The 16,951-nt window shown below is 56.9% G+C and carries 11 protein-coding genes, 1 rRNA gene and 1 pseudogene; 8 read left to right on the top strand and 5 right to left on the bottom strand.

Translation table 11 applies throughout. From position 1 onward, the window contains the following. The first annotated feature begins 1 nt into the window (after position 1). The 7 genes from rrf (at position 2) to yfiB (ending at position 12,121) form a co-directional block, all read left to right on the top strand. A 5S ribosomal RNA gene (rrf, locus tag HBN61_RS17580) occupies positions 2–117 on the top strand. A gap of 281 nt (positions 118–398) precedes the next feature. Further along, complete coding sequence (recC, locus tag HBN61_RS17585; RefSeq protein WP_170047386.1) at positions 399–3,848, top strand: exodeoxyribonuclease V subunit gamma; 3,450 nt, start codon at positions 399–401, stop codon at positions 3,846–3,848. Continuing rightward, entirely contained in the window at positions 3,848–7,540 is a 3,693-nt protein-coding gene (gene recB, locus HBN61_RS17590; protein ID WP_170047388.1) for an exodeoxyribonuclease V subunit beta, read from the top strand. Before recC ends, recB begins: the two co-directional genes overlap by 1 nt. Next, positions 7,537–9,621 carry an exodeoxyribonuclease V subunit alpha gene (gene recD, locus HBN61_RS17595; protein ID WP_170047390.1) on the top strand — a complete coding sequence of 695 codons (2,085 nt, stop codon included), beginning with the start codon at positions 7,537–7,539 and terminating at the stop codon, positions 9,619–9,621. Before recB ends, recD begins: the two co-directional genes overlap by 4 nt. Positions 9,622–9,767: 146 nt before the next feature. Next, the gene (yfiR, locus tag HBN61_RS17600; RefSeq protein ID WP_094995266.1) at positions 9,768–10,343 is read left to right on the top strand and encodes a regulatory sequestration protein YfiR; all 576 of its coding nucleotides are present in this window, start codon (positions 9,768–9,770) and stop codon (positions 10,341–10,343) included. Next, positions 10,340–11,611: a diguanylate cyclase DgcN/YfiN gene (gene dgcN, locus HBN61_RS17605; RefSeq protein WP_170047392.1), complete on the top strand. Its 1,272-nt coding sequence runs from the start codon at positions 10,340–10,342 to the stop codon at positions 11,609–11,611. Before yfiR ends, dgcN begins: the two co-directional genes overlap by 4 nt. Positions 11,612–11,617: 6 nt before the next feature. Further along, positions 11,618–12,121: an outer membrane lipoprotein YfiB gene (gene yfiB, locus HBN61_RS17610; protein ID WP_170047394.1), complete on the top strand. Its 504-nt coding sequence runs from the start codon at positions 11,618–11,620 to the stop codon at positions 12,119–12,121. 154 nt (positions 12,122–12,275) lie between these two features. On the opposite strand, the gene HBN61_RS17615 is transcribed toward yfiB, so the two are convergent. The 5 genes and pseudogenes from HBN61_RS17615 to HBN61_RS17635 all read right to left on the bottom strand — a co-directional run. Next, positions 12,276–12,530, bottom strand: a complete 255-nt coding sequence (locus tag HBN61_RS17615) for a bacteriocin immunity protein (protein ID WP_047295510.1) — start codon at positions 12,528–12,530, stop codon at positions 12,276–12,278. Between the two features lie 7 nt (positions 12,531–12,537). Beyond that, a complete protein-coding gene (locus HBN61_RS17620) occupies positions 12,538–13,149 on the bottom strand; it encodes a pyocin-S2/colicin E7-DNase domain-containing protein (protein WP_338148769.1) in 612 nt (203 codons plus the stop codon). Between the two features lie 99 nt (positions 13,150–13,248). Next, entirely contained in the window at positions 13,249–13,500 is a 252-nt protein-coding gene (locus HBN61_RS17625) for a bacteriocin immunity protein (RefSeq protein WP_047278554.1), read from the bottom strand. Continuing rightward, complete coding sequence (locus HBN61_RS17630) at positions 13,500–14,849, bottom strand: pyocin-S2/colicin E7-DNase domain-containing protein (RefSeq protein ID WP_170047396.1); 1,350 nt, start codon at positions 14,847–14,849, stop codon at positions 13,500–13,502. Before HBN61_RS17630 ends, HBN61_RS17625 begins: the two co-directional genes overlap by 1 nt. Positions 14,850–15,063: 214 nt before the next feature. Further along, positions 15,064–15,201: pseudogene (locus HBN61_RS17635) on the bottom strand (LysR family transcriptional regulator); the annotation flags it as partial. A 44-nt stretch (positions 15,202–15,245) separates the two neighbouring features. On the opposite strand from HBN61_RS17635, the gene HBN61_RS17640 reads away from it, so the two are divergent. Next, a complete protein-coding gene (locus HBN61_RS17640; RefSeq protein WP_262498797.1) occupies positions 15,246–16,736 on the top strand; it encodes a tyrosine-type recombinase/integrase in 1,491 nt (496 codons plus the stop codon). Positions 16,737–16,951: the final 215 nt, after the last annotated feature.

Below are 16,951 nucleotides of genomic sequence, written 5' to 3' on the forward strand. Positions count from 1 at the left end.
TCTTGACGACCATAGAGCATTGGAACCACCTGATCCCATCCCGAACTCAGCAGTGAAACGATGCATCGCCGATGGTAGTGTGGGGTTTCCCCATGTGAGAGTAGGTCATTGTCAAGATTAAATTCCAGAATCCCTGTCTGCTCACGCAGACAGGGATTTTGTTTTTGTGGCTGAAAAAGAGCGTGCACGCCATCTCTACGCTGGACACTCCTTACCCCGTCCCCGCACGCATTTCAGCGTCTATGCAATTAACAAAGCTCATCCCCTATACACGCTCAAAGGTACGGTTGTTCAGTTAGTGCAACAACGCCATGACGGCCACTTTGCACCTTGCACTGACGTCCCTGCGCAATGGTAAGGTTCGCCTTTGGTTTTTGCCTTCCTCTAAGGATGCCGTCATGCCGGTTGCTACGTCCCTCAATGCGGGTTTTATGGTGGTTCACGGTAACCGTCTTGATGAGCTGCGCAGCTTGGTCGTCAGTTGGATGCGCATGTATCCTTTGGCTCCTTTAGAGAACGAAATTGCTCTTGTCCAAAGCAATGGCATCGCTCAGTGGTTGAAGCTGGCTTTGGCCGAAGATGCACAGGCTGATGATTTGGGCGGCTGCGGCATTGCGGCCGCGATAGATGTTCAACTGCCTGGGACCTTTCTGTGGCAGTTGTATCGACTGGTGCTAGGCAGCGAGGAGATCCCTGCCAAATCGTTGCTCGATAAAGCGCCACTGACCTGGCGACTGATGCGCCTGTTACCCGCACTCATCGACCAACCCCATTTCGAACCTCTGCAGCGTTTTTTGACGCATGACACCGATTTGCGTAAACGCTATCAACTGTCAGAACGCCTGGCAGACCTGTTCGACCAATATCAGGTGTATCGCGCTGACTGGCTGGAAGATTGGGCTGCCGGGCGCCATCAATTACGAAATGCGCGAGGCGAAACGCCGCCCTTGAGCACCGCCAATTGTTGGCAAGCAGAGCTATGGCGCGCCTTGCTACTGGATGTCGGGCAAGAGGGTATGGCTCAAAGCCGTGCCGGTGTTCATCAGCGCTTCATTGAAAAGATACACAGTCTCGAACAAGCGCCACCAGGTCTTCCTGCCAGGGTTATTGTGTTTGGCATTTCTTCACTTCCGGCGCAAGCCCTGGAAGCGCTGGCAGGCCTTGCGCGCTTCAGTCAGGTGTTGCTGTGTGTACATAACCCTTGTCGCCATCATTGGTCTGACATCGTTGCCGACAAAGATCTGCTGCGGCATCAGTACAAACGCCAAGCGCGTAAAGCCGGAATGCCTACCGCGTTGGACGTAGACATCCTACATCAACACGCCCACCCGCTATTGGCAGCGTGGGGCAAACAGGGCCGCGACTACATCAACCTGCTCGACAGCTTTGATGATCCCAACAGCTACCGATCTGCGTTCCGCGATGGCCGCATCGATCTGTTCAGTGAAGTCGCCCCGCTTAACCTGCTCAACCAATTGCAGGACGACATCCTTGAGCTTCGCCCGTTAAGCGAAACCCGTGAGTGTTGGCCTGCAGTGGATTTGGAAAAAGACCAATCCATCCGTTTCCACATTGCGCACAGTGCTCAGCGAGAAGTTGAAATCCTCCACGATCAACTGCTTGCACGTTTTAGCGAAAACCCTGATCTCCATCCACGTGATGTGATTGTGATGGTGCCGGATGTTGACAGTTACGCCCCTCATATTCGCGCCGTCTTCGGGCAAGTCGATCGCGATGACCGTCGCTTCATCCCGTTCACCCTGGCTGACCAAGGCCAGCGTGGGCGTGATCCGCTGTTGATCGCGGTCGAGCATTTGCTAAAACTGCCGGACAGCCGGTTTCCGGTCAGCGAGATTCTTGACCTGCTTGACGTACCCGCCTTGCGCGCGCGTTTCAACGTACAAGAACGCGATTTGCCCACCTTGCACCGATGGATTGAAGGGGCGGGTATTCGCTGGGGATTGAATGCCGAACAGCGCGCAGGTCTTGGCTTGCCGCCGCACCTTGAACAAAACAGTTGGCGTTTTGGTCTGCGCCGCATGCTGCTGGGGTATGCAGTGGGCAGCGGTGAAGGTTGCGACGGCATTGAACCCTATGACGAAATCGGGGGGCTGGATGCGGTCTTGATTGGCCCGCTGGTGGCCCTGTTGGATGCGCTTGAGATTGCACATCAGGAACTGTCGCAACCGGCTATACCGCATCAATGGGGCGAACGCCTACAAGCGTTAATGCAGCTGTTTTTCAAGGCCGAAACCGATCACGACGACTACCTGTTGGCCCAGCTTGAAGCGCTGCGCGAAGGCTGGCTGGAGACCTGCGAACTGGTCGGGCTGCAAGATGCGTTACCCCTGACCGTCGTGCGTGAAGCCTGGCTGACCGGACTCGACCAAGGCAAACTTTCTCAGCGTTTCCTGGCCGGGGCAGTCAACTTCTGCACCTTGATGCCAATGCGGGCCATCCCATTCAAACTCGTCTGTTTGTTGGGGATGAACGATGGCGACTACCCGCGCGCGCAACCGCCGCTGGATTTTGACTTGATGGGCAGCGATTACCGCCCGGGAGACCGCTCTCGCCGGGAAGATGACCGGTACCTACTGCTCGAAGCATTACTTTCTGCCCGCGATCAGCTCTATATCAGTTGGGTAGGACGCAGTATCCGGGATAACAGTGAGCGTCCCGCGTGCGTGTTGATTGGCCAATTGCGTGATCACCTTGCCAGCGGCTGGAAGCTCCCTGAAGGTGAGGATTTGCTGGCAGCCATGACCCAGGAGCATCCGCTTCAGCCCTTCAGCACCCGCTATTTTCATCAAGGCGACCCCAAACTGTTCAGCTATGCCCGTGAGTGGCAGCAGCTTCATGAGCCGCAAAGCGAAGTGCCCGAGCCCATCCGATTGTCGGCGCATGTACAAGAAGAACCGATCAATCTGACTCAGCTGCAAGACTTTTTGCGTAACCCTGTGCGGCACTTCTTCAGCCAGCGTTTGAAGGTTTTCTTTGAAGCCGCTGAAGTGCCATTGGCTGACGAGGAGCCCTTTGTTCTCGATGCATTGGAACGTTACACCCTAAGTGACAGTTTGCTTGAGGCCGCGCTCGCACAACCAGATCAACTCGAAAAAGCGCTGCACGCTCGCGCAACCCGGTTGCAAGGCAGTGGCTTATTGCCCATGGCCGGATTTGGCGAATCACTGCAGCAAGAGCTGATCGAACCGTTGCCTGACGTGTTGCAGCGTTATCAGCAGCTGTTGAGTTTGTGGCCAACACCTCTTAACAGCGCTGTGCCAGTCAGGTTTGAAGAATATGGCCTGGTGCTTGAAGGCTGGTTGGCCAGCCTGCATCAGCGCAGTGACAACGGCTTACTCTCCATTACGACAATTCCTAATAGTATTGGCGCAGTTAAAACCCGCAAATGGCATCGCTTGACGCGCCCGTGGATTAATCACTTGGTGGCCTGTGCTGCGGGTTTAAAGATGTCTACCGCATTGGTAGCTAGCGATGACACCTTGATGCTTGAGCCCCTTGATGCGAAGCAGGCCGCCGAGATCCTTGGCAACGTGCTGATGGCTTGGCAGGCAGGCATGAGCCGCCCGCTACCGGTCGCGGTTAAAACAGCCTTCGCGTGGCTGGGCCAAAACGATCCTGCCAAAGCCGCAGCCGCCGCCCAAAAAACCTATGAAGGCGACGGCCAGACCAGCGAAGGTGAGCGGCGTGAAAGCGCTGCGCTGGTCCGGCAGTTTCCGGACTACGCAGCCTTGATGGCCGCAGAAGAATTTGAAGAGTGGTGCGATGCGCTTTACCGGCCGTTGTTCGACGCGCCTTGGCGCTCCTTGACCGGCGAGGAGACCCGCTAATGAATGAACTCGACCGCCCTTTGGCACTGGCTTTTCCGTTACGCGGCAGTCAACTGATTGAAGCCAGCGCAGGCACAGGCAAAACTTTCACCATCTCTGCGCTGTACCTGCGTCTGATTCTCGGCCACGGTGCTCAGGAAACCGGCTTTGGCCGAGAACTGCTGCCACCGCAAATCCTCGTGGTCACTTTTACCGATGCGGCGACCAAGGAGTTACGCGACCGTATTCGTACGCGTCTTGCTGAAGCAGCGCGCTTCTTTCGCGAAGAAACCGAAGCACCGGATGCACTGGTCGCACAATTGCGCGAAGAGTTCGAACCTGAACAGTGGGCAGGTTGCGCGGGGCGGTTGGACATCGCTGCGCAGTGGATGGATGAAGCGGCCGTATCAACTATTCATAGTTGGTGCCAGCGCATGCTGCGCGAGCACGCGTTTGACAGCGGCAGCCTGTTCACCCAAACCCTTGAGACCGACCACAGCGACTTGCTGGGCGAGGTGCTGCGTGATTATTGGCGACTGTTTTGCTACCCGATGCAGGGCGATCCGCTCAATTGGGTGCGCGCAAATTGGAGCGGTCCGGCAGCCCTGTTGCCACGGGTACGGGCCTTGTTTGGCAATTCGCGGCCAGCAGAAAACCCCGATCAAACGCCATCCGAAATAATTGAGGCGTGCCTGCTCGAGCGGCGTCAGGTGTTAACCGAGTTAAAAGCACCGTGGCTGCAATGGGCCCAAGAGTTGCGCGATATTTGCCTGCAGGGTGTGGCCGATAAAACTGTCGACGGTCGGAAAATGCAGGCGCGTTACTTTGAACCCTGGTTCGAGAAACTTTCCGCTTGGGCGTCAGACGTGTCATTGGAGCAACTGGATCTCGGTACAGGGTTCACACGGCTGACCCCTGAAGGGATGGCTGAAGCCTGGAAAAAGGGTGAGCCGCCCCGGCATCCAGCCCTTGAAGCCATGGGCGAGCTCAAGGCTGCTCTGGATGCGTTGCCAAGTCCTGATGCGGCAGTGCTGGAGCATGCAGCGCGTTGGGTGAGCGAGCGTTTTGAAGAAGAAAAGCGCCGACGTGCCGAGATGGGGTTTGATGACATGCTCATTCGCCTCGACACAGCCTTGCAGGCGCAGGGCGGGGAGCGTCTGGCCATCCTGATTCGTGAGCAATTCCCGGTCGCGCTGATTGACGAATTCCAAGACACCGACCCGGTGCAATATCGCATTTTTGAAACCATTTACCGGATCGAGGCCAACAGCCCGGAGACCGGCCTGTTCCTGATCGGTGACCCGAAACAAGCGATCTACGCGTTCCGCGGTGCAGATATTTACACCTATTTACGTGCCCGCCATGCCACGCGCGGGCGCTTGCATACGCTGGACACCAACTTCCGCTCCAGCCATGCCATGGTCAACGCGGTAAACCATGTTTTCGAGCGAGCGGAACAGCGGGACGCAGGACGTGGGGCATTTCTGTTTCGTGATGGGGATGAAAACCCTGTGCCTTTTGTCTCGGTTAAATCCCAGGGCCGTAAAGAGGTGTTGCTCCAGCAAGGTCAACCCGTCACGGCGATGAACCTGTGGTTGTTGCCATCTGAACAACCTATTTCAGGGGCGGTGTATCGACAGCAAATGGCGGCTGTCTGCGCAGGTCAGATTGTGGAGTTGCTCAATGGAGGGCAACAAGGTCGCTGCGGTTTTGCCAGAGAGGGTGAGGAGCTGCGCGGCGTACTGCCGGCCGACATTGCCATATTGGTGCGCGACGGTAAGGAAGCTCAGGCGGTTCGTGGTGAATTGTCAGCACGAGGGGTACGCAGTGTTTACCTCTCCGACAAGGATTCGGTGTACGCGGCCCAGGAAGCTCATGACGTATTGGCATGGCTCAAAGCGTGTGCCGAACCTGACGTCGAACGTCCTCTGCGCGCAGCGCTTGCCTGCATCACTCTGGACTTGCCGCTGATTGAGTTAGAGCGGCTGAATCAGGACGAATTGGCGTGGGAGTCACGTGTGATGCAATTCCGTGGTTACCGTGAAATCTGGCGCAAACAAGGGGTGTTGGCCATGCTGCGCCGTTTGCTGCACGACTTCAAATTGCCTCAGGCGTTGATGGCGCGCACAGACGGTGAACGCGTTCTGACCAACGTGCTGCACTTGTCGGAATTGCTTCAGCAAGCCTCGGCAGAACTGGATGGCGAGCAAGCGTTGATCCGGCACCTGAGTGAGCACCTTGCGTTGTCCGGACAGACCGGAGAAGAGCAAATCCTGCGCCTTGAGAGCGATGAACAACTGGTCAAAGTAGTGACCATTCACAAATCCAAGGGTTTGGAATACCCACTGGTGTTCCTGCCTTTTATTTGCGCGACCAAGCCTGTGGATGGCAGCCGTTTGCCCTTACATTTCCACGACGCTGAGGGGCACGCGCACGTCAGCCTCAAACCCACGCCCGAGTTGATCGCCCGGGCCGACGATGAGCGCCTGGCCGAAGACCTGCGCTTGCTCTATGTCGCGTTGACGCGTGCGCGGCATGCTTGCTGGCTCGGCGTAGCCGATCTCAAGCGCGGTAACAACAATCGCTCGGTGTTGCATGCTTCGGCTTTGGGGTATTTGCTCGGTGGCGGCGGGTTACTTACCGAATCACCAGACTTGGAACGTTGGCTGGCGGATCTGCAACACGATTGTGCGGCGATTGACTACGCGCCCGTACCGGCCACCAGCGAAGCGCAGTTTTTCCCGCCACTCAATCAGGCGACGCTGCTTAAACCGCGGATCCCTGCACGCCGCGCATCTGAAAACTGGTGGATTGCGTCCTACAGCGCATTGCGTATCGGTGACAGCCTGAGCCCAGCCGAAGCGCCGGAAAGTGCTTTGGCACAAAAGCTTTCGGATGACGAGCGGCTGGATCCGGACGCTCCGCGTGACGTGTTACTCAGTGGTGGAGATATTCACCGTTTTCCTCGTGGGCCGAATCCGGGGACGTTCTTGCACGGCTTGCTCGAATGGGCTGGCGGTGAGGGGTTTAAGGCCCAGCCCTCAAGGGTCGAAGATGCAGTCGCACGCCGTTGCAATCGGCGGGGTTGGGAAGGCTGGATCGATACCCTCGGAGAGTGGCTGGTGCACCTGCAAGATGAACCGTTGCGGCTGAATAATGGCCAGCCGGCTGTCGTCTTGAGCGAGTTGACTCAATATCAGATTGAAATGGAATTCTGGTTCGCCAGTCATAAGGTCGATGTGTTGCAGCTGGATCAATGGGTGCGTCAACACACCCACGGCGGGGCTGCGCGGGCCGCAGCGGAGCCGAGCGTGCTTAACGGGATGTTCAAGGGGTTTATCGACCTGACATTCGAACACGCAGGGCGCTATTACGTGGCCGATTACAAATCCAACTGGCTAGGACCTGACGACTCGGCCTACACCGAGTCGGCCATGACCGCCTCCATTCTGGACAACCGCTACGACCTGCAATACGTGCTTTACCTGTTGGCCCTGCACCGCCAACTCAAGGCGCGCTTGGCGGACTACGACTACGACCGGCACATGGGTGGGGCGTTATATCTGTTTTTACGTGGTACACGTTCTCAAAGTCAGGGCGTTTTTTTCACCCGGCCGCCCAGATATCTGATTGAAAGCCTGGACGTGATGTTCCAGGGCAAGGCACCGCCCACTGCGGTTGAACCCGCATGGGAACAGGGAGTGTTGTTATGAGTCGTTCGTTTGCCGACCTGTTGCCGACGCCATTGACGGCAGAGAGCCTCGCGCTCCTTCAGCCATTAACCCACGCTGAGGATTTATTGCTGCTGCTGGACCGCTGGGTCGAGCGGGGCTGGCTGCGGGCGCTGGATAAAGCGTTTGTCGCTTTTCTGCATGAGCGCGCACCGCACGGCGATCCGCTGGTGTTATTGGCCGCTGCATTGACCAGTCATCAACTTGGGCACGGCCACGTCTGTCTGGACCTGTTCGAAACCCTTCAGGCGCCTGACTTCGCGTTGTCCTTGCCGCCCGAAGGGGATGTGCAGACCGGTGCAATGCTGTTGCCTTCGCAGTTGCTTGAGGCGCTGAAGGGCGAAGCCTGGTGCATGGCGTTACAAACCAGCCCACTGGTCGAATACGCAGGATGTGACTCGGCGGATGCTGCCAGCCGACCATTAGTGTTAAGCGAGCACCGCTTGTACTTGCGGCGTTATTGGGCGTATGAGCGACGTATCGACAACGCGTTGCGTCAACGTCTGACCTTGTCCGAAGTTACGCCTGACGACTTGCCTGCGCGCTTGAGTGCTTTATTCGGCAGCCCACAGGCGAATGCGCTGATTGACTGGCAAAAGTTGGCGTGTGCGCTGGCGACCCGAAGCGCGTTCAGCATCGTCACTGGCGGCCCCGGTACCGGCAAAACCACCACCGTTGTACGTTTGTTGGCCCTGCTACAGGCTCCCGCCGTGGAAGCCGGTGCGCCTTTGCGTATCCGCCTCGCCGCACCCACGGGGAAAGCGGCGGCGCGATTGACGGAATCCATCAGCCTGCAGGTCAAATCACTGGAAGTGGATGACGTCCTCCGGCAAAAAATCCCTAGTGATGTGACCACTGTTCACCGACTGCTCGGCAGCCGTCCCGGAACGCGACACTTCCGTCATCACGCGGGCAATCGTCTGCCGCTGGACGTACTGGTGGTCGACGAAGCCTCCATGATTGACCTGGAAATGATGGCCAACGTTCTGGATGCGCTCCCTGACCATGCGCGATTGGTACTGCTAGGCGACAAGGATCAATTGGCCTCGGTAGAGGCGGGTGCTGTGCTCGGGGATTTGTGTCGCGATGCCGAAGCCGGTTGGTACACCCCGCAAACCCGCGCATGGCTGGAGCATGTCAGCGGCGAGAATTTGGCCGGCAGTGGTTTGCAGCAGGACCTGGATGGCTCGCATCCGTTGGCCCAACAAGTGGTAATGCTGCGTCATTCACGGCGGTTCGGTGAGGGCAGCGGAATCGGGCAGCTTTCGCGCTTGGTCAATCAGCAGTGTGCACAGGAGGCCCGTGCGCTTTTGTCTTCAGGCGCTTACGCCGACCTGTCAGCGCTGGCGCTCAAGGGAGAGCAGGACAAGCACTTCGAGCGTCTGGTGCTGGAAGGGCGAGGGAGTGAGGCTAAAGGCTATCGTCATTATCTGGAGGTATTGCGCGACCAACGCCCTGCCTCCGGCGCGCCGCTCGAAGACCCTTGCTGGGCAGCGTGGGCGGGCGACGTTTTGGCTGCTTTTGAGGCGTTTCAAGTGCTCTGCGCGGTACGAAAAGGACCTTGGGGCGTTGAGGGGTTGAACGAGCGCATCACCCGCGCGCTATATGCTCGAAAACTGATTGAAAGCGATCAGCACTGGTACGAAGGCCGACCAGTACTGATGACCCGCAACGACTACGGCCTTGGGTTGATGAACGGGGACATTGGCATCGCCCTGAAACTCCCGGAGCGCGACGGCCACACCGAGCGGCACGTGCTGCGCGTGGCTTTTGCGCGTAACGACGGGCAGGGTGGCATCCGCTTTGTATTGCCCAGCCGTCTGAATGACGTGGAAACGGTGTATGCCATGACTGTGCATAAGTCCCAGGGGTCGGAGTTTTCTCACACGGCGCTGGTGCTCCCGGAGGCGCTCAACCCGGTGTTGACCAAAGAGCTGATTTACACAGGCATCACGCGGGCGAAACACTGGTTCAGCTTGGTCGAGCCACGTGCGGGCGTTTTCGAGGGCGCGGTGTTACGCAAAGTGAAGCGCCTCAGTGGGTTGATGTTAGGGCTGGGATAACGCAAGCGTGTGCCTTGTATAGACTGACGGCGTGAGTAAAGGGCTGCGGTGGGGCAGTGGGTGAAACGTGACGTGTATCACAGACGCTACATTGCCTGTGCTATCGTTGCGGCATCATTCCTACAAAGTTCACAGAGTAATCCTGCATGGACGTGGCTGCCTCATCTTCAGAGCAGCGTGGCAGAGGGTGGCAATTCTGGCTCCCACTTTGCCTGTTTCTGATGAGCACTCCCTGCTTTGCCCAACCTGAAACGCCGATCAGTCTGGCTGACCAGCGTGCCAAAGCTGTAACACAAGTCGTTCTCGGCATCCTCAGCTATGCGCGCTGGCCCGTTGAGCCAGCCGAGCTGCGCCTGTGCGTGGTCGGCCCGACCGAATACACCGATGACTTGCTCAAGGGCGCGACCCAATCCACGGGGCGGCCTGTGCAGGTCCAGCGCTTGCTGGCGAGTAACCCCGCCATCGTCAGCGACTGCAACGCACTTTATTTGGGAAAACTCACGGACGAGGAGCGCAGCAATCTGTTCCAACGGCTCAATGGCCAGCCGGTGTTGAGCATCAGTGAACGTGATGATCGTTGCACCGTAGGCACCTTGTTCTGTTTGCGCGTGGGCGATGAACAAGTGGCTTTTGAGGTCAACCTCGACTCCGTGGCCCGTAGCGGCGTGCGCATTCACCCCAGTGTGTTGCAATTGTCGCGTCGACGGGCTGCGCAGCCATGAGTGCGCCGAAAAAGACCCAGCACCGTCGCAGCCTGCGCTCGGTGCTGAGCCGTGGGCATTTGGGGCTGGCGCTGGTGGCCGTGACGATGGCCAGCGTGTCGCTGACCATTTTGGGGGTGATTGCGTTAAAGGTTTACGCGGACCACAACTTGCACCTCATCGGCCGCTCCATCAATTACACCGTAGAGGCTGCGGTGGTTTTCGAGGACAGCGCAGCAGCCACCGAAGCGTTGGCGCTGATCGCGTCGACCGAAGCCGTGGCCGACGCCAAGGTGTTTACGGCTGATGGCGAATTACTGGCGCAGTGGCAACGTCCCGAAACTGACCTGCTGTCCAAAGTCGAAATGCTGCTGGCCAACAGCCTGCTGGCGCAACCCGTTACCTTGCCCATCTTGCACCAGGGGCGCGAAGTCGGCACCGTCACCCTCAGCGGCCACGGCGCCAACATGCTGCGCTTCTTGCTCAGCGGCCTGCTCGGTATTCTGGTGTGCACCATCCTCAGCGCCTGGAGTGCGTTGTTTTTGTCGCGACGCTTGCTCAATGGCATTACCGGGCCACTTCGCCAGTTAGCCCATGTCGCCCACGCAGCGCGTCGAGAAAGGGCCTTTGATCAGCGAGTGCCTGAAGCCAGCATTGAGGAACTGAATAATCTGGGCAACGACTTCAATGCTCTGCTCGACGAGCTGGAGTCATGGCAAACCCACCTGAAAAACGAGAATGAAACCCTTGCCCATCAGGCCAGCCACGACTCTTTGACTGACCTGCCCAATCGCGCCTATTTCGAGGCACGTCTGGCGCGCACTGTGCGCAAACTAAAGAAAGTCGACGAAAAAGCGGCCGTGCTGTTCCTCGACAGCGATCGTTTCAAAGGCATCAATGACACCTATGGTCATGCAGCAGGTGATGCCGTGCTGGTTGCCGTCGCCTCACGCATTCGTGCCCAACTGCGTGAAGACGACCTGGTGGCGCGCCTTGGGGGAGATGAATTCGCGATTTTGCTGACCCCGCTGCACACACCTGAAGATGCGCAACGCATTGCTGACAAGATCATTGCCAGCATGCTGGAACCTATCGACCTACCCGATCAGGTGCGGGTTGTGACCTCGCTCAGTATCGGCATTGCGGTTTACCCCGAACATGGCGCCACCCCGGACTCGCTGCTCAGTGCCGCCGATACGGCGATGTACCGGGCCAAGCGTCTGGACCGGGGCGGACAACACCTTGCGCAAAACGAGCCACTTGCGTCCACCGTCACCCTCAGGAGCTAACACCCCATGCGTGCGTTTACTCAGCGTTACATTCAGTTTTTCGGCTTCGGCCTATTGCTCGCAATGCTGGCGCTGACCGGTTGCCAGACGGCGCCGCAAAAAGGTCTGACCCCGGCGCAAATCGCCGTGCTCAAACAACAGGGCTTTGAACTGACGGAGGAAGGCTGGGCGTTTGGTTTGTCGGGCAAGGTCCTGTTTGGCAGCGACCTTGAAGTGCTCAACGCGCAAAGCCAGGAAATCGTTGAACGTATCGGCAAAGCGCTGCTTGCTGTGGATATTCAGCGCGTGCGGGTAGACGGCCACACGGACGCCTCGGGTCAAGAAGCCTACAACGAACAACTCTCAGTGCGTCGCGCCAACAGTGTGGTCAACGTGTTGGTCCAGGTGGGCATGCGCCCGGAAAATATCCAGGTGCGAGGCCTCGGCAGCCGTGAACTCGTAGCGTCCAATAAAACCCGCGCCGGACGTACTGAAAACCGTCGGGTCGCGATAGTGGTCATCGCGGACTGATCCGATTTCAGGGCGCCACCTGACTCCGAGTTTGTTCGTGATGTCCGCAATCAATTTCTTCAGCGTATTTCGTCAGTCGAGAAACCAAGGGGCATCCAGCACCGGTGGCATTAAGTCAGGGCGAAGCTCCACATTTTCTTTCACGCTCCATTGATTACTCTTTAAATCCCGGCAGTCCTTGAGCCGCGCGCCATTTCTTCACGACGCGTGTTACATCCTCTGCTGATCCGCTGGAGTCAGCTTCAGGATAGTAGATAAGGTCGGTGCCATCTGGATGACCAGTGATCTCGCAGAACTCCTCTAGGAGCACGTCTAATACATCATCCGTTGGTGCTACGTTTTCAGCCAGAATCTTGTGCATGAATGCGATGAATTCGTCTTCGGTAAAGTCGGTGATATCTTTCTTCATTGTCGTGTTATCCGTTCCTGTGGATGTCGATGTGGTGCTTCGGCGTGACGACGTTCAGGTTATCGACATCGTAAACTTTACCGCCCTTGGCTACTTCGTCTGTGTGGTGGAGTTCGAAGGAACTACGTTTTCCTGCACGGTCTCTGTAACGTGCCTTTGGTGCCTTGCCTTCTCGCATTCGGTCAACGCTATTGTCTGTGAATTGCTCCACTAATCCAGTACCTGCGACAGCCTTCCAGAGCGCCCGCCTGAAGCTGTCAAAGCTAGCGAAGCTTTTGCCCCGTAGTTGATCGGCAATCTCTGTTGGTATCGGGGCGCCAAGTCCAGAGGTAGCCCCGGCGAGCCAGATACCCGTCACATCTTTCCCCTGTCCTGTAACGGTACCGGGGTCAAGCCGGACATTCATTACGATGTACAGCGGCTGAATGCCAGAGTCAGCCGGGAATACCAGAATGAAATCTTTGTAAGCGTCCGGGTAGAGCGGACTGACGATAATGTTATCCGCCTGTTCAGTGGGCGGATAAATCCAAATCTGTGGCGCCTGTGGTGCGCCTTCTAACGCTGGAATACCTAAGGTGTCGGATGGGTCAGGCGGCACCCTCGCGGCTTGGATCGTCACGAAAATCTTCGACAGCTACTACGATGTTTCACTTTTCATTCGATAGGCTCAGAACCTAGAGTTTGTAGCTCGCGATTGAGCGGGCTTTTCTTTTTTCTGTCAGTTCTTGAAGCCCGGTAGACTATTCGCACGGCAATAGTTGCCTACGGTGCGTGTTACACCTTCTGCTGAATCATCCTCGCCATCCTCTGGATAGTACAGTAGGTCGCTTCCTGCCGGATGGGGAACAATCTTGTTGAAGTGATCGACAAGCTCGCCCCTTTCGTCCTCGGTGGTTGCGTCTTCAATCGCCTGAATCAGCGACTTGAATTCCTGTTCGGTGTAGTCAGCCAGTTGGCTCTTCAATTCCATTACTCAACTCCCCTGTGAATGTCGATATGGCGTCTAGGGGTGACGACATTGATGTTGTCGGTATCGTATACCGCACCACCATCCTTGATTAGTTCGATGTGGTGCAGCTCGAATGCGATTCGTTTTCCTGCATGTCCAGCCCTCGGGCTGACAGGTGCCAGACCATTTAACATGCCTTTAAGGTTGCGTTCGTTGAATTGCTGACTTAGCTCTGGGTCTTTGGCTACAAGCTCCCAGAAGGTTTTTCGGAAAGTGTCGAAGTCCTTGAATTCCCGTCCCCGCAGTTGGTCTGCGATTTGTGAGGGAACCGGTACACCAAGTCCTACACCAGCACCTGCAAGCCATATTCCTACTACGTCCTGCCCTTGGCCTGTAACAATGCCAGGCTTTCGACGAACGTTCATCACGATGTAAAGCGGCTGCACTCCCGAGTCTGCCGGGAACACAAGGATGAAGTCTTTGTACTCGGGCGGGTAGATCGGGTTGACGATGATGCTATCCGCTTTCTCAGATGGCGGATAAATCCAGATTTGTGGGGCTTGAGGTGCACCCTCTAACGCTGGAATACCTAAGGTGTTGGACGGGTCAGCGGCGGGTGTCCATATCAGGGTTACGCCATCGCCCAAGTCAGCCACTTGCCGGGAGCCTTGGGCAACGAACTGCACCACGGGAATCATTTCCCAGTCGCGGCGCTTCTGGGTGTTGTACCCGTAACCTTTCAAGGTGCCATCGGCCTGCTGCTCAACGTGCAGGCGAACACGTGTACGTCCCTCTTTAAGCGTCTGGAGCTGTTCTTCGGTATATAGGCTGCTGTCGCCCAAGCTGGATGGCCACAGCAATGCAACAACACCCGCCAAAGTACCAGCAGCAACACCCGTGGTGGTCCCGGACGCCACAGCACCAGCCGTACACAAACCACCACAAGACACACCGCCTGCGGTGCCAGTAGCAACGCCCCCTAAGAGAAGTGTTCCCAGTGACGAGGGTACGGAGCCGCTGATTTTCTTAAGGGGAATGTTTCCTTGTGCATCCGTTTCACGGCCGCCCAGCAAGGCAAACTCGCCATATTGGCTAACCGGATCGGTGGGGATGGCTCCGCCGGGACTGATGTAGTTGATGGTCCCGTATGGCAGCGTGCAACTCTTGGCAAAGACGCATCCGCGTGAGGCCACTTCATCCGGCGTCTTGATCGAACGCCTACGTGCGTCAGCTGCCCGCTCGTTCCGTGCATTCGCCGCCAGTGTTCTGTCCCAAGCTGCCTGTGCGGCCTCTGTCGCCTCGGCATGTCGCCTGTTGCCATCTATCCCATTACATCCCAGGGTATTCGGGAAGATATTCTTAACCGCCATAACATTCCCTGCGCAAATTGACGGTCCGTGTTCGCCGCCTAAGTGCGACAGGACGCTACTTCACAGATGTTTGGCTTGTCCGTAGGAAAATTCTCAAAGTTATAAAAAATCGTCAGCGGATGCTTGAATGGGGAGGCACCCTTGAGTGGGGCGGAATGCAAACGTCGGCGTGTTACAAGTCGTTGGAAGTGGCTTGCTAACCCCCGTTAAATGCTTAATCGGCAAACTTCAACGCCCGCGTTTCCCCGAGCAGCAACGGCGCATTCAGCTCAGTCACCTCACGGATGTAATCCCACAGCAGGGTGATCCGCTTCAACTTACGCAGATCCTCGCGGCAGTACATCCAGAACTGGAAGGAACGAAAGGTTAACCCAATGAACACGGGGGCTAACCGCCATGAACATCCTTGCCGAGCATCGTCCTGTCACAAGTGCTGTCACAAGTTTTGCCATTCATCTGAGGCCGACTACCCGGCTCGCCAAGCTCTACCACTATCGCCGCAACGGCATTTACTATCTGCGCCTCCGTGAAACTGGCAGCACCATCCGAACTGCGTCCGTTTCCCTCAAGACCTCTGATAGAAGAGCAGCTATGGACGCTTCACAACGCCTCACAGAAACCCTCAAGGCTTTCCATTTGAATCATCCGCAAGCGACCTGGAGTGAACTTCGCGAACATCTGCTGTGGGTCGCTGAGAACCTGCTGTCGTCGGCTCATGACGTCCATTCGTTGCGCGACTGGGGCGACCTATACGAAGACGTATGGACAAACCTCGCCGAGATAGCCGCTACGATGCCGCTCAGTGTCGATCAGCACGAGCATGTAATGAAGGCAAAGCAGGTGATGACTGCTGCTCAGGCGCGACTACAAGGCGACTCCGTTCCCTTGGTGAACATCATTCGAGACCTTGATGGCGACCAAGGGGAAGCAGGGGAGATTGTCTCCGTGCCTCTATCTGTATTGGCGCCACCGATGACCTTTGACGTCCTCTCGGGGCTCTATTTGGCAGACCGTGGGCAAGACCAGAAGGCATCAACACTGAAGGAAACTAAGCTGTGTCATGGCACGCTCTCCGCTCAATTGGGAGACCTTGATCTACGGAATCACTCAAGGGCTGACCTTGTGGCTCTCCGAGATCGCCTGCATACAACTCGGGCAGCATCCACGGTCAACAAGCTAATTGTGAAGCTCTCTGCTGTGTTCGCTTGGGCTGTCGAGAATGGTCATCTGATCAAAACATATGACAAGAAACTGAAGCTGACCAAGGGCCTTGAATCGACCCGTAAGGCGTTCTCTCAGGCTCAGGTAGCCAAGGTGATGGATTACGCGAGCAACCTCCCAGAGACCTCATGGAAGCGCTGGTTGCTCAGTCTTGGAGTCATCACTGGCGGGCGCCTTAATGAAATCTCCCAGTTGACCACGAGCGACATCAAGACGTTTGAGTCGGGGATTACGGCCATCCATATCAATGAGGTTGGGGAGGGCAAGTCAATCAAGAACAAGCGCAGTGAGCGACTGGTGCCGTTGACCGATGGCGCCTACGGATTCGACGTTGCTGCATTTCTGCGATATGTCGAGACGTGCAAAGACAACCAAGGCGAGTCACTTGCACAAATCGGCTACAAGACAGCAGGGGATTGGGCGAACCGACAGGCGATCCCTGAAGCCCTTGGCGACGATCACAAAGCAGGGCTTACCTATCACTCTCTTCGCCATTCCTTGGCTTCGCTGATGCAGGTGAAGGGCGTTCCTACAGTCTACGCTCAGGCAGTTATGGGGCACGCCTCGGGGACCATTACATTCGACACATATGGATCTGGGGTGCCAGTAGAGGTCATCGCTGGGATGCTCTGTGATTTATTTAGCGGGCGCCTTGAAAGCCGCTGAGGAGCCTGCGGGGACTGCTGAGGAAAGCATTGGGCATTCGTCGGGGGCGATCAGCTATGACTCACATGGGGCTGGGAGAGCCGTATAGGTGGGTGTGCAGATGGCTGAGGCGCGGAAAAAGGCGCTCTGATATCAGGGCGCTCAAATAGTATCTCAAGTGGTGAGCCTGCCAGGTATTGGTAGCAGCACCATTTCCGCCCTGAGCATTTTCTCGG

This window comes from Pseudomonas sp. WS 5071, assembly GCF_012985765.1.
Taxonomy (GTDB): domain Bacteria; phylum Pseudomonadota; class Gammaproteobacteria; order Pseudomonadales; family Pseudomonadaceae; genus Aquipseudomonas; species Aquipseudomonas lundensis_A.